Source organism: Nocardioides sp. NPDC127514, from assembly GCF_040302125.1.
Classification (GTDB): Bacteria; Actinomycetota; Actinomycetes; order Propionibacteriales; family Nocardioidaceae; genus Nocardioides.
Map to the genome: position 1 here is coordinate 163,729 of NZ_JBEORF010000004.1, position 12,188 is coordinate 175,916.

At 67.8% G+C, this 12,188-nt stretch carries 14 protein-coding genes and 1 pseudogene; 10 read left to right on the plus strand and 5 right to left on the minus strand.

Going from position 1 to position 12,188, the window contains the following annotated elements:
• Positions 1-52: 52 nt before the first annotated feature.
• Both rpsR and rplI read left to right on the plus strand, forming a co-directional pair.
• Positions 53-289 (plus strand): 30S ribosomal protein S18, encoded by a 237-nt coding sequence (gene rpsR / locus ABTX24_RS04690; RefSeq protein WP_008355445.1) that lies wholly within the window; start codon positions 53-55, stop codon positions 287-289.
• Positions 290-300: 11 nt separating this feature from the next.
• Positions 301-753 (plus strand): 50S ribosomal protein L9, encoded by a 453-nt coding sequence (gene rplI, locus ABTX24_RS04695; protein ID WP_160026142.1) that lies wholly within the window; start codon positions 301-303, stop codon positions 751-753.
• Positions 754-898: 145 nt separating this feature from the next.
• Here rplI and ABTX24_RS04700 read toward each other — a convergent pair whose 3' ends face one another.
• Entirely contained in the window at positions 899-1,474 is a 576-nt protein-coding gene (locus ABTX24_RS04700) for a DinB family protein (RefSeq protein WP_350837754.1), read from the minus strand.
• Between the two features lie 54 nt (positions 1,475-1,528).
• Positions 1,529-2,884, minus strand: a complete 1,356-nt coding sequence (locus ABTX24_RS04705; RefSeq protein WP_350837756.1) for an MATE family efflux transporter — start codon at positions 2,882-2,884, stop codon at positions 1,529-1,531.
• Between the two features lie 471 nt (positions 2,885-3,355).
• On the opposite strand from ABTX24_RS04705, the gene dnaB reads away from it, so the two are divergent.
• From dnaB to ABTX24_RS04745, 8 genes are all read left to right on the plus strand, one after another.
• Complete coding sequence (gene dnaB, locus ABTX24_RS04710) at positions 3,356-4,786, plus strand: replicative DNA helicase (protein WP_160026145.1); 1,431 nt, start codon at positions 3,356-3,358, stop codon at positions 4,784-4,786.
• 886 nt (positions 4,787-5,672) lie between these two features.
• Positions 5,673-6,509 (plus strand): SDR family oxidoreductase, encoded by an 837-nt coding sequence (locus ABTX24_RS04715; RefSeq protein WP_350837758.1) that lies wholly within the window; start codon positions 5,673-5,675, stop codon positions 6,507-6,509.
• Entirely contained in the window at positions 6,506-6,970 is a 465-nt protein-coding gene (locus ABTX24_RS04720; RefSeq protein WP_350837760.1) for an anthrone oxygenase family protein, read from the plus strand. Before ABTX24_RS04715 ends, ABTX24_RS04720 begins: the two co-directional genes overlap by 4 nt.
• On the plus strand, positions 6,967-7,143 hold the full coding sequence (locus ABTX24_RS04725; protein ID WP_350837762.1) for a hypothetical protein: 177 nt from the start codon (positions 6,967-6,969) through the stop codon (positions 7,141-7,143). Before ABTX24_RS04720 ends, ABTX24_RS04725 begins: the two co-directional genes overlap by 4 nt.
• Positions 7,144-7,185: 42 nt before the next feature.
• On the plus strand, positions 7,186-8,052 hold the full coding sequence (locus tag ABTX24_RS04730; protein WP_350837764.1) for a sigma-70 family RNA polymerase sigma factor: 867 nt from the start codon (positions 7,186-7,188) through the stop codon (positions 8,050-8,052).
• A gap of 273 nt (positions 8,053-8,325) precedes the next feature.
• Complete coding sequence (locus ABTX24_RS04735) at positions 8,326-8,883, plus strand: sulfite oxidase-like oxidoreductase (protein WP_350837855.1); 558 nt, start codon at positions 8,326-8,328, stop codon at positions 8,881-8,883.
• Positions 8,853-9,383 carry an FAD-binding oxidoreductase gene (locus ABTX24_RS04740; RefSeq protein ID WP_350837766.1) on the plus strand — a complete coding sequence of 177 codons (531 nt, stop codon included), beginning with the start codon at positions 8,853-8,855 and terminating at the stop codon, positions 9,381-9,383. The genes ABTX24_RS04735 and ABTX24_RS04740 overlap by 31 nt, the downstream gene beginning before the upstream one ends.
• Positions 9,308-9,508, plus strand: a complete 201-nt coding sequence (locus tag ABTX24_RS04745) for a DUF6510 family protein (protein ID WP_350837857.1) — start codon at positions 9,308-9,310, stop codon at positions 9,506-9,508. Before ABTX24_RS04740 ends, ABTX24_RS04745 begins: the two co-directional genes overlap by 76 nt.
• Before the next feature lie 129 nt (positions 9,509-9,637).
• Here ABTX24_RS04745 and ABTX24_RS04750 read toward each other — a convergent pair.
• The 3 genes and pseudogenes from ABTX24_RS04750 to ABTX24_RS04760 all read right to left on the minus strand — a co-directional run.
• Positions 9,638-10,744: pseudogene (locus ABTX24_RS04750) on the minus strand (low temperature requirement protein A); the annotation flags it as partial.
• Entirely contained in the window at positions 10,744-11,742 is a 999-nt protein-coding gene (locus tag ABTX24_RS04755; RefSeq protein ID WP_350837768.1) for an alpha/beta hydrolase, read from the minus strand. The gene ABTX24_RS04755 and the pseudogene ABTX24_RS04750, both read right to left, overlap by 1 nt.
• Before the next feature lie 5 nt (positions 11,743-11,747).
• A complete protein-coding gene (locus ABTX24_RS04760) occupies positions 11,748-12,092 on the minus strand; it encodes a putative quinol monooxygenase (RefSeq protein ID WP_350837770.1) in 345 nt (114 codons plus the stop codon).
• Between the last annotated feature and the right edge of the window lie 96 nt (positions 12,093-12,188).

Consider the following 12,188-nt stretch of genomic DNA (forward strand, 5'->3'; position numbering starts at 1 on the left):
AATCCCTCAACCATTCCGGCGCTTGCCGGGCTTCTAGAAAGGAAGCACCACAATGGCCAAGGCAGTGATTCGCAAGCCTAAGAAGAAGGTTTGCCAGTTCTGCAAGGAGAAGGCGACCGGTGTCGACTACAAGGACGCCACCCTCCTCCGTAAGTTCATCTCCGACCGCGGCAAGATCCGTGCCCGTCGCGTGACCGGCAACTGCGTCCAGCACCAGCGCGACGTGGCCATCGCCGTCAAGAACGCGCGCGAGGTTGCTCTGCTGCCCTACACCTCCACCGGTCGCTGAGGAGGATCGACATGGCTACCAAGATCATCCTTCAGCAGGAGGTCACCGGGCTGGGTTCCGCCGGTGACGTCGTCGAGGTCAAGGACGGCTACGCCCGCAACTACCTGATCCCGCGTGGCGACGCCATCCGTTGGAGCCGCGGCGCCGAGTCGCAGGCCGACTCGATCAAGGCTGCGCGCTCGGCTCGCTCCGTGCGCGACGAGGCTCACGCCGCCGAGATCAAGGGCAAGCTCGAGGCCAACACGGTCAACGTGAAGGTCCGCGCCGGCAAGGACGGCCGCCTCTACGGCGCCGTCACCGCCGCCGACATCGCCTCCGCGGTCTCCGAGACCACCGGCGAGTCGATCGACAAGCGCACCATCGCGCTGGGCAACCCGATCAAGGCGCTCGGTGCTCACGAGGTCTCCGTCAAGCTCCACGACGAGGTGTCCGCCAAGCTGGCCCTCAACGTGGTCCCCGCTTGATCTAGGGATTCACCCAGGCCCGCCTCCTCCGGGAGGCGGGCCTGTTTGTCTTCGCCGAGAAGTCAGGTACGTCGGCCGAGACGTCACTCAGGTCGTTCGACCGGGCACCTGAATGCCATCTCGGCCGACGCGAGTGACGCCTCGGTCAGAACTTGTTGGCGATGTCGGTCAGCTTCGCGACGTACGCCGGCCAGTCGTACTCCGGCGGGATGTTGTCTCCCGCCTTGCGCCAGCCGACGGCACCGTCGGCCTCTTCACGAAGGATGTCGGCCTGTCCGCCGTGACCGGCGAGGTCGGCGAAGAGGTGCACCAGCATCTGGTGCAGGGTGACCTCCTCGTTGCCCCAGTGCGGCACATGCCCCACGGCGTCCAGCGACAGCGCCTCGATCGTCTCGTCACCGTGGGCGATGACCCGGCGGTAGAGGTCGATGATGCCCTCGATCGTCTCGTCCTCGGTGGCGTACCAGTCCGCCTGCGGGTCGATGCCCCACTGCTCTTCCGAGATCAGCTCCTCGGGATGCGGGAAGGGACGCCCGAACGTTGACCCGAGATAGACGGCCTCGACCCCGGTGACGTGCTTGATGATGCCGAGAAGGTTGGTGCCGGTCGGCGTACGCGGCAGCCGCGCCTCCCGCTCCGAGAGGCCCTCGACCTTGGAGATCAGCGCCTCGCGGCGGGCATCGATGTACGTCTTCAGGGTGCTCTTCGGATCGGCGGGCATGTCCTGACCTTGACGCCAAGCCGGGTTCAGCGCAACTGAGTATGCGGGGGACGCTCAGGCGCCCGTGACCAGCCAGCGGTCGCTGCGGGCACGGAGCGTCAGCACCACGAAGCGGGCGCCCATGAAGCCGACCGCGAAGGTGATCCACACCCACACCAGCCCGCCGCCGAGGGCGACGGCGACCGCGACGAGCGGGACATAGGCGACGAGGGTCCAGACTCCACCCCAGGCCAGATAGCGCCCGTCGCCGGCGCCGATGAGCACCCCGTCGAGCACGAAGACGACGCCCGCGATCGGCTGCGCGATCGCCGCCACGATCACCACCGGCACCAACAGATCGTGCACCGCCTGGTCCTCGGTGAAGAGTGCGCCGAGGAACGGAGAGAGAGCAGCCAGGAGTACGCCGGCCACGACGCCGATCACGACGCCCCACCACACCATCCGGGCTGTGATGGCCCGGGTCTCCTGGGTGTCGCCGGCCCCGAGCGACCGCCCGGTCAGCGCCTGGGCGGCGATCGCGATCGCATCGAGCACGAACGCCAGGAACGTCCACAGAGTGAAGGCGATCTGGTGGGTCGCCAGGGCGACGGCCTGGTCGCCGACGGCGAGATGGGTGACGGCGTACGTCGTGACCAGCAGCGCGATGCGCAGCGTCAGCGTGCGAACCACGAGGGCCACGCCGGCCCGCGCGGAGGCCCGGATCCCGGGCGCATCCGGGTGCAGCGGTACGCCTTGGCCGCGGGCGGCCCGCACCACGACGTACGTCAGCATCCCGGCCGCCAGCACCTGTGCGATCACCGAGCCGATCGCCGAGCCGGCGATGCCGAGCCCGGCGCCGTAGACGAGGGCGAGGTTGAGCACGATGTTGAGTACGTTGGCCACGACCGCCGCGACCAGCGGGGTCTTGGTGTCCTGCAGCCCACGGAGCACACCGGTGGCCGCGAGCATCATCAGCAGCGGTGTCACCCCGAGGACGGCGATCCGGAGGTAGGTGGTCGCGGGGCCGACCACCTCGTCACCTGCGCCGACCGCCCGGCTGAGCGGCTCGGCCAGAACCATCACCGGGATCGTCACGACGACCCCGATGATCACCGCGAGCCAGATCCCGTCGATGCCCTGTCGAAGCGCGCCGGCGGTGTCCCCGGCGCCGATGCGGCGGGCGACCGATGCCGTGGTGCCGTACGCGAGGAAGACGCAGAGCCCGACGATCGTCTGGAGCACGACGCCCGCGACACCGAGGCCGGCGAGCTCGCGCGTGCCGAGGTGGCCGACGATCGCGGAGTCCGCCAGCAGGAAGAGCGGCTCGGCGACGAGGGCCAGAAAGGCGGGGATCGCCAGCCGCCAGATCTCCTTGTCGAGGCCTCGGCGGTCGGTCTTCGAGTAGCTCTTCGCATCCGCCCGGCTCGTCACGGTCTCAAGGTTAAACACCGCCGGCGCGAGGCGTTGTTCAGGGCAGGTGGAAAACCTGTGGAAAACGTCGTTGCGGCGCTATGTCGACAAAACGCCCAAGGGCGCACGACGATCTCGGCGATGAACCCCGATGGGCTGCCGACTTTCTTTCGTCCACAGCCTATGGACAACAAAATCCCAGGTCAGAGTGGCTTTACCAATCGGATGACCCTAGTTATGCACAGGCAGTTCCCCAGGCTGTTCACATTGACCAGGGTGTCGTCCACCGCTATCCCCCGGTTATCCCCAGGGCCTGTGGATAACCTGCTGTCGCCGATGTGGGATGCGACGTAGGGTCACGGAGACTTGAGGGTGTCGTCGAGGGTCGGCCCAGGACTGCGCGAGCAGAACTGTCGGTGCCCACCCGTAGCGTGGAACCGAATCGACCGAGATCACGCCGCGACGATCCGCAGACCACGGAGGGGCAAGGGAATGAGCGTCACTGAGACCGGCTCGATGGGCGGTCCGGGCGACTTCCCGGAGCCGCCGTTCGAGGAGTGGGGCGACGGGCCCGCGGCGTACGAACCGGGCAATGCCCCGCGCGCGGTCAACGACCGCACGCCACCGCAGGACATGGCTGCCGAGCAGGCCGTCCTCGGTTCGATGCTGATCTCGAAGGACGCCATCGCCGACGTCTCCGAGACGCTGCGCGGCACCGACTTCTACCGCCCGACGCACGAGACCATCTACGACGCGATCATCGATCTCTACGGTCGTGGCGAGCCCGCCGACATGGTCACCGTCGCCGACGAGCTGCGCCGCAAGGGTGAGCTGGAGCGCATCGGTGGCGCTCCTTACCTGCACACGCTCGCCTCGAACGTCCCGATCGCCGCCAACGCCGGTTACTACGGCGAGATCGTCCGCGAGAAGTCGGTCCTGCGCCGCCTGGTCGAGGCCGGCACCAAGATCGTGCAGATCGGCTACGCCGGCGAGGGCGAGGTCGACAACATCGTCGACGAGGCCCAGGCCGAGGTCTTCAAGCTCACCGACAAGCGCTCCGGTGAGGACTACTCCCCGCTCGCCGACATCATGGATGGCGTCCTCGACGAGATCGAGGCGATCTCCAACCGCGAGGCCGGCCTCTACGGCGTCCCCACCGGCTTCGCCGACTTCGACGAGCTCACCAACGGCTTCCACTCCGGCCAGATGATCATCGTCGCGGCCCGACCCGCGATGGGTAAGTCGACCCTGGCTCTCGACTTCTGTCGGGCCGCCTCGATCCACAACAACCTGACCAGCGTCTTCTTCAGCCTGGAGATGAGCCGCTCCGAGATCACCATGCGTCTCCTGAGCGCCGAGGCCAAGGTGCCGCTCAACCACATCCGCAACGGCAACATGTCCGACGACGACTGGAACAAGCTGGCCCGCAAGATGGGCGAGGTCTCCAGCGCGCCGATGTTCATCGACGACAGCCCCAACATGACGATGATGGAGATCCGGAGCAAGGCCCGAAGGCTCAAGCAGCGCCACGATCTCCGGCTCATCGTCATCGACTACCTGCAGCTGATGAGCTCCGGCAAGAAGGTCGAGTCCCGTCAGCTCGAGGTCTCCGAGTTCTCCCGTCAGATCAAGCTGCTGGCCAAGGAGCTGGAGGTCCCGATCATCGCGCTGTCCCAGCTCAACCGTGGTTCCGAGCAGCGCGCCGACAAGCGCCCGGCCGTCTCCGACCTCCGTGAGTCAGGCTCGCTGGAGCAGGACGCCGACATGGTCGTCCTCCTCCACCGCGACGACGTCTACGAGAAGGAGTCGACCCGCCCCGGCGAGGCCGACGTGATCATCGCCAAGCACCGCAACGGCCCCACCCGTGACCTCGTCGTCGCCTTCCAGGGTCACTACAGCCGCTTCGTCGACATGGCTCACTGACCGGGATCTTGTTGGGCGCACGCATCCGTCCTCGACCGCGCACGCAGCTCGGGCGGTCGCGGCGCGCGATGGGGACTAGCTCCACCGCATGACCCCGTTCTGCTCGCCGCCGCCGACACGATCTTGACCCTCGAACCACCCGCCGCCGCCCAAACGCTGGCTCCCTGGATCGACCTGACTCCGCCCACTGGCGAGGGCCAGCTGGGATGGCTGGCCGACCGCACCACCATGACCCCTAGCCTCACCTGAGTCGTGATGGCAGCCACCTCGGCCCGCGCGCGGCTCTCGACTCGCCTCGCTCGAACGCCACGGCTGCCAAGAGCATCGATTCCCCAGGTTCTTCCGAGCGATCTCTACTGGCGATGCCTCGCTTCCCACCTTGACGTCGGAGAGCCCACCGGCTGGCTGTTTGCAAGTCCTTGTCTTGCACGACGCGGCCAAGGCAATGGACCTGGGAGCACGCTGCCGAACGCCTCGGCGTTTCCCGCTGGCCCGGGAACCAAGACAGCTCGTGCCTGCACCTCAGGCCTGCTCTGGCCTCCGCCAGAGTTCATCGAAGCGCTCAACGCAGCCGCGGCCGCAATCCCACCGAATGTCGACCACCTGCGCCGTGAGCAAGCCGTTCGCGAACGCGCCGTCCCTGAGACAGCCACGCTCAAGCTGGCCACCGCTCGGACGGGCCTCGGCGAGACCGACTTGGGTGAGGACTGGTGGATCGCATTCTGCGCCGCAACCGGCGCCCACATCGTCAGCCGCCGATACGCGATTGCCTGGCTGTGGACGACCTACGCTTGCGGACACCTTTCAACCAGCGTCACATCTGCGGACGCGAATCCGTCCTTGTCGATGAGGCACGAGATCCGTGCTGATTCCAAAGGAGCCCTTCATGTATTTGGTCACCGGAGCCACCGGCCTTATCGGACGCCCGCTGGTGCGGGCGCTGCTCGCGGAGGGAGTTCGGGTCCGCGCGGTGACGCGAGACGTCAGCAACGCCGACATTCCGAGCGGGGTCGAGCCTGTACATCCGAATGACGTGGCCGCCGCGCTGAGCGGCGTCGACGGGGTGTTCGTCCACCCCCGCGCCACCCTCGGTAGCATCCACGGGCTGCTCGACGCTGCCGTTGAAGAGGGCGTCCCGAAGGTGGTCGTCATGTCGGCGATCAACGTGGACGACGAGCCCGACCATCAGCCGTCCCGATTCAACGGCGACCGCAACACCGAGGCGGAACGCGCCGTCGTGTCGTGTGGGCTGCCGTGGGTCGCCGTGCGTCCAGGCTCGTTCGCGGCGAACACTCTGGGCATGTGGCGCGGCCAGATGGCGTTCGGCGACACCATCCGCGGCCCGTACGGGGCCTTTGCCGAGGCCGTGATCCACGAGCGCGACGTCGCCGAAGTCATCGCCAGCGCCCTCCTCGACGACGCACTGCTCGGCCGCACGCTCGCCGTCACCGGCCCCGAGGCGTTGACCCCGGAGGAAATGGTCGCGGCCCTCAGTGCCGCAATCGACAGGCCACTTGCCTTCGAGGAGATGCCGCCCGAGATGGCCGCCGAGGGCATGATCCGCAGCGGTCTCGACGAGCGCTTCGTCGGTGCCCTCCTGTCCCGTTACGAGCGCGAGACCGGCCGCCAACCGGCGGTCACCACCGAGGTGGAGACCGTTCTCGGCCGGCCTGCCCGCGCCTTCGCCGACTGGGCCGCCGACCACGTGAAGGACTGGTCATGACGGCCCTCCTGCGCCGCGCCTCGCTCCTGTTCACGGGCCTGTTCGCCGGCTTCCTGGTGGCAGTCCTGGTCCTGGAGCTCTCTCTGCGCGACGCCACTGCAACCGTCTACACCGAGGTCCGCCTGGTCGAACTCGAGAACCTCGACAAGCTGGCGACGGCCACCCTCCTGCCAGCGGTCCTCATCACCGCAGCGCTCCTTCTTCGCACCTTCCGTGGTGGTGGCCCCGGATGGCCGGCGGCCACCGGCCTGACCCTCCTCGTAGCGATCCTCATCCTCACGGTATCGGTCAATCTCCCGATCAACGCCGACCAGCTCGACTGGCACCCGCAGTCACCGCCTGCCGACTGGAAGACTGTCCGCGACACCTGGCAACTGGCCCACGCCACCCGCACCCTCGCCGCCGTCCTTGCCTTCGTCGTTCTGCTCGTCCCCGGTGACCACGACAAGGAGGCTCGATGATCAGCCACATCGGTCACGGACCGCCGGACGTCGAGTCGAGGATGTCTTCGGCGACAGCCTCCAACGGTGGCGAGACGGATCTGCCCGGTGAAGTCGACTTCATCATGATGTATGTCGCCCACGATGCGTTCAACCGGGATCTACGGTCGAACCGGCTTGCGGGCGAGGGCTGAGTCATGCAGCACGAGACCTGTCCGGATGACAGAACCGCTGCGATGCACTGGTTCGCCCAGCGATTCGAGGAGCATCGGCCCCGCCTGAGGGCGGTCGCCTACCGCATGCTCGGCTCGTTGACCGAGGCCGACGATGCTCTCCAGGAGGCGTGGATCCGTACGACCAAGTCGGACGGTGCAGCGATCAAGGGCATGAGCGGCTGGCTCGTCACTCTGGTCGGACGGGTGTGCATCGACATGCTCCGGGCCCGCAAGGCACGACCCGAGGGCCCCGTAGATGCGCTCCCCGAGCCCATGGCGTCGACAGGCGGGTCGGAGGATCCCGAACAAGCCAGCCTGCTGGCGGACTCGGTGGGCCTTGCGCTCGTCGTCGTCCTGGAAACCCTGGAACCAGCAGAGCGGTTGGCCTTCGTCCTGCACGACATGTTCGGGGTCCCATTCGACGAGATAGCCCCGATCGTGGATCGCACACCGGTCGCGGCACGTCAACTGGCGAGCCGGGCCCGCCGACGCGTTCAGGGTACGAACTCCGTGCCAGACGCAGATCTCCCCACGCAACGTCGGCTGGTCGACGCGTTCCTCGCCGCAGCCCGCGCCGGCGACTTCGAGGGTTTGCTGGAGGTGCTCGATCCGGAGGTCGTGTTCCTCGTCGACGCCGGAGCACGCGCCGGGATCGCTCCCGCACTCCTCGTGGGAAGAGACGATGTCGCCCGTCACACCGCGGTGCAAGGTCCCCGCTTCGCGACGCTGTGTCAGCCTGCCCTGGTCAACGGTTCCGCCGGCCTCATCGCCCAGCGCGCAGGCGATGTCCTGGCTGTCGTGGGGGTGACCGTGCAGGGACAGCGAATCACCGAGATCGACCTGATCCTCGACCCGGTCAAGCTCACTGACCTCACGATCGCCGGCTGATCAACCGGGGTGACTCGGCAAATCCATCGTGCATGTGGGCTCCATCTCGACAGTGCTGTAGACCCAGGGCATCAGCCGTTTGACCCCGAACTCCAGCCCACCAGGCCTTGGCCGGCAACGCCGAGCTCGTTCCCACCACCGGGGCCGAGCTTTCGAACTACGCTGCAGTTGGGACGCGGCGCCCGACAGCCGCTGAGCCTCTGACACCGAAGGAAGGGTAGGTGGCTTGAGATGGTGCACGTGACGCGCGGCTTCACGGGCAGGCACCCTGCGATGGACGACCGACTGCCTCCTGGGCAATACCTGACCGGCGACTTTCCAGTGTTGTCCGCCGGCCCGACACCCGCCATACGAAGCGACGAGTGGACGTTCAGCGTCAGGGACGGAGACCAGGCCCGGCGATCCTGGACATGGGACGAGTTCCTGGCCATGCCCGCGCAGGACATCACGGTCGACATCCACTGCGTGACTCGTTGGAGCAGACTGGACACCACCTGGAGAGGTGTCGCCATAGACGATCTTCTGGCAGACGTCGACACCGCCGCCGAGTACGTGCTTGCACGCTCCTACGGCGGCTACACCACGAACCTCCCGCTCGAGGACCTGCTCGACGGCAAGGCCTGGATCGTTCACGAACACGACGGTGAGGACCTTCCCGCCGAGCACGGTGGACCAGCTCGGCTTCTGGTCCCGCACCTATACCTCTGGAAGTCCGCCAAGTGGATCAAGAGCCTCGATCTCGTCGAGGACGACGACCCGGGCTTCTGGGAGTCGCTCGGCTATCACGACTACGGCGACCCATGGCGCGAACAGCGATACCAGGGCGACTAGGAGCGCGGCGCTGGCAGAGCGCCACCGTGACCGCGAGCCGCGCGGAGACGGCCACGGCCTACACCTTGTCCCTGCGGGTCGACGAATGGATTGGTCACCTGCCCGGGCAGCACGTCGATGTGCGGCTGACCGCCCCGGACGGTTATCAGGCCGTTCGTAGCTACTCACTCGCGGCGCCGGCCGACGACGGCGTCATCGAGATCACCGTTCAGCGCCTGCCCGGAGGCGAGGTGTCTGCCTTCCTCACCGATACCGCCATGATCGGCGACCAGTTCGAGATCCGAGGCCCTCTGGGCCACTGGTTCGTGTGGGATCAGGACGACCCTTCACCTGTCCTCCTCGTCGCGGGCGGCTCGGGTGTCGTTCCTCTCATGTCCATGATCCGTGCTCGCGATCAAGCCAACATCCACACACCACCGCCCAGGTGCGGTGCCGAGCCTGTGGCCTGTCGACAACGCTGGCCCAACTCGTCGTCTACGGACCCGAGCCGGGCCACGTAGGCCGCTGCCCAGGGTGCACCGAATACGTCATTCGCGTTGCGACGACCCCCTCGGGCACCTGGCTCGACCTGGGCGGAGCCACCTCGTTCCACTTCACATCGACGGTCAACGTGCCGATCTGCTGAGAGCGTGCGGGCGAGGGCAGCCGCGAGATCGCGGTGCCCGATGAGCTCGAATCCAGCGATGGGGATGACGGCCGCTACCGCGATCGCCGCCAGGCCCACGGCGATGGAAGCGCCCGCTGCGACCAGGACGACCGCCAGGACGGTCATCGCAGAGGTGCCGATGATCAGGCCGACGTGACGACGGTTGCCGCTTCTGACCAGGGTGCTCCACTGGGCGTAGAGCATCCAGACGAAGATGACGAGGGGGATCGCCACCGTCAGGATGGTGGGCACGGTCCCGATCTCGGAGTCGTGCTCGAGGCGGAGTGCGGCGACGTGCAGGCCGCCACCGACGGCCACGATCGCGCCGACGATGACGTGGTGTCCGTAGGACCAGAAGCACACCCGCTCCCGGTGGACTCGCAGGACGAGTCCTGAGGGCACGGTGAAGTACATCCACCACATCGCGAGCGCGAGCCCGATCCCCGCGGTCGCGGTCACGGCCGCATCGATGCTCCAGCCCGCGGGACCGTGCACTGTTGCCGACACCGCGGCGACGGTGCCGAAGACGACCTCGCCGAGGGCGACGATGACCAGGAGGCCGTAGCGCTCCGCAACGTGGTCGGCGTTCCAGGGAGTCCCGCCCTTCCCGCGCTGCGCGATCACCGGCCCGACCGTCTCGATCGCGAGCAGCGCCACTCCGATGACTGCCGCAGCGGGGAGCGGAAGGGCGGCCGCCACGAGCAACGTCCATCCGGCCTGGGCGATGGCGATGGTCCAGAAGTACGTCATCAGCGCCGGCCGTCGTGCCGGGTCGCTGTGCGCCGCCCGCAACCATTGGACGGCCATCGGCACGCGCATGACGACGTAACCGCCGACCACGATGCCGTAGCCGCCGTTCTCGGCCCCTGCGAGCGAGGCGAACATCTCGGGCAACCCGAGCGCGACGATGCCGACGCCGACCATCTGCACCATGGTGGTGAGCCGGCAGATCCAGTCGTCCTCGTCGTACGCCGATGCGAACCAGGTGTAGCTGCCCCAGGCCCACGAGATCAGGACGACCCCGAGGCTGAATCCGACGACCCCGGCGAGTGTCCGGCCGGCCGCGACGTGGTGCGCCAGCTCGTCAGCCGCTTGCCCGAAGGCGACGATGAACACCAGGTCGTACAGCAGCTCCAGCGGGGTTACCGTTCGGTGCTGCTCGGCCGGCGAGCGACCCGCCAGGCTGCGGCGACGGTGCGCGAGTGCGGGGGCCATCAGCTCGTGAGCCTCGGGTCGCGGAGTACGCGCGAGAGCCAGTCGCTTCGGGCGGCGCGTGCTGCCTGCGATACCTGGGCCTGGGGGAAGAGCGCATCGAAACCATGGAAGCCGCCGGCCCAGACGTGGAGCTCGGCCTGCCCGCCCGCTGCCCAGATACGGGACGCGTACGCGACATTCTCATCGCGGAAGACCTCGGCACTGCCGGCGTCGACATAGGTGGTCGGCAGCCCGGCGAAATCCTCGGCGAGCGCAGGCGAGACGTAGCCGGGCACCCCGCCATCGCCACGATCGGCAAGGTCGCCGAGGACCGATCGCCAGCCGAGCTCGTTCGCCTCGCGGGACCAGACACCGGGACCCGTGAACTGACGGCTGGACTCCGTCGTGTTGCGATGGTCGAGCATCGGGCAGATCAGGACCTGAGCTGCGATCGCCGGGCCTTGTCGATCGCGCGCGAGCAGGGTGGTGCCGGCCGCGAGCCCGCCACCGGCACTAGTACCGGCCACGATGATGCGAGCAGGATCGATGCCGAGTTCGTCCGCGTGCGAGGCCACCCAGCCGAGGCCGGCATAGCAGTCCTCCACCAGCGTCGTTCCCGACGCCTCGGGCGCGAGGCGGTAGTCGACCGACACCACGGTGGCGCCGAAGCTCTCGAGCCAGTCGAGCGGGATGTCGATCTGGGAGAAGCGGTCACCCATGACCATCCCACCGCCGTGCACCCAGTAGACACACGGAGCCGGCGTGCGGCGCTCGCCGCCTCTGGCCGGTGTGAGGACTGTGAGAGGGATGGGTACGCCGTCGAAGCCGGGGACGGTGATGTCGCGTCTGCTCAGGTCGTGCCCGGCAAGCGCGACGTCCGCGTCGACGGTCGCGAACGGGCGGATCAGGGGAAGGGTCTCCGCGCTGAGGGGAGGTACGTCGGGCATGTCGGCGAGCAGGGCGCTGAGCTCGGGATCGAGGCTCGGCCGGGCGGTCGTCATGGCGGCTGCGCTGTCCATCGCGGTCACCGTCCGGTGGCGGAGGGGGACGTGGCGTGGGCGAGATTCGCCTTGCCGCCCAGCGGGACGAAGTCGGTGTACTGCGAGTCGGCGACGAGCTCGGCACAGCGGGCGATGTAGCCCTGCGACTCGGGGTCGTCGAAGACGTCGTGGTGCACCTGCTCGCTCACCCAGCCCTCGACGAGGTGGACCACGTCGTGCTGGGTGGCCGACCGGCTGACCAGGAACACCAGGCAGCCCTCGTGTGCCGAGGGCCCGACAGTGGGACCGGAGAGCAGAAGGTCGACGAGCTCGTCCGCCTTCCCCTCCTTGGCGGTCATGGTGGCCTGGAATCCGTACTCGATGTTCATCGCTGTCGCCTTTCCGGTGGTCTGCTCCGCACCGATCGGCGCGGGCTCTTTCGACCCGTTCAGCGAACCAGTCCGGGACCGCGCGGCGTGAGACCA

What these genes read in the sequence shown, in the direction of transcription:
- rpsR (WP_008355445.1), top strand. Translation starts at nt 53, where the DNA reads ATGGCCAAGGCAGTGATTCGCAAGCCTAAGAAGAAGGTTTGCCAGTTC.
- rplI (WP_160026142.1), top strand. Translation starts at nt 301, where the DNA reads ATGGCTACCAAGATCATCCTTCAGCAGGAGGTCACCGGGCTGGGTTCC.
- ABTX24_RS04700 (WP_350837754.1), bottom strand. Translation starts at nt 1,474, where the DNA reads ATGCCCGCCGATCCGAAGAGCACCCTGAAGACGTACATCGATGCCCGC.
- dnaB (WP_160026145.1), top strand. Translation starts at nt 3,356, where the DNA reads ATGAGCGTCACTGAGACCGGCTCGATGGGCGGTCCGGGCGACTTCCCG.
- ABTX24_RS04715 (WP_350837758.1), top strand. Translation starts at nt 5,673, where the DNA reads ATGTATTTGGTCACCGGAGCCACCGGCCTTATCGGACGCCCGCTGGTG.
- ABTX24_RS04720 (WP_350837760.1), top strand. Translation starts at nt 6,506, where the DNA reads ATGACGGCCCTCCTGCGCCGCGCCTCGCTCCTGTTCACGGGCCTGTTC.
- ABTX24_RS04725 (WP_350837762.1), top strand. Translation starts at nt 6,967, where the DNA reads ATGATCAGCCACATCGGTCACGGACCGCCGGACGTCGAGTCGAGGATG.
- ABTX24_RS04730 (WP_350837764.1), top strand. Translation starts at nt 7,186, where the DNA reads ATGCACTGGTTCGCCCAGCGATTCGAGGAGCATCGGCCCCGCCTGAGG.
- ABTX24_RS04735 (WP_350837855.1), top strand. Translation starts at nt 8,326, where the DNA reads ATGGACGACCGACTGCCTCCTGGGCAATACCTGACCGGCGACTTTCCA.
- ABTX24_RS04740 (WP_350837766.1), top strand. Translation starts at nt 8,853, where the DNA reads ATGGCGCGAACAGCGATACCAGGGCGACTAGGAGCGCGGCGCTGGCAG.
- ABTX24_RS04755 (WP_350837768.1), bottom strand. Translation starts at nt 11,742, where the DNA reads ATGGACAGCGCAGCCGCCATGACGACCGCCCGGCCGAGCCTCGATCCC.
- ABTX24_RS04760 (WP_350837770.1), bottom strand. Translation starts at nt 12,092, where the DNA reads ATGAACATCGAGTACGGATTCCAGGCCACCATGACCGCCAAGGAGGGG.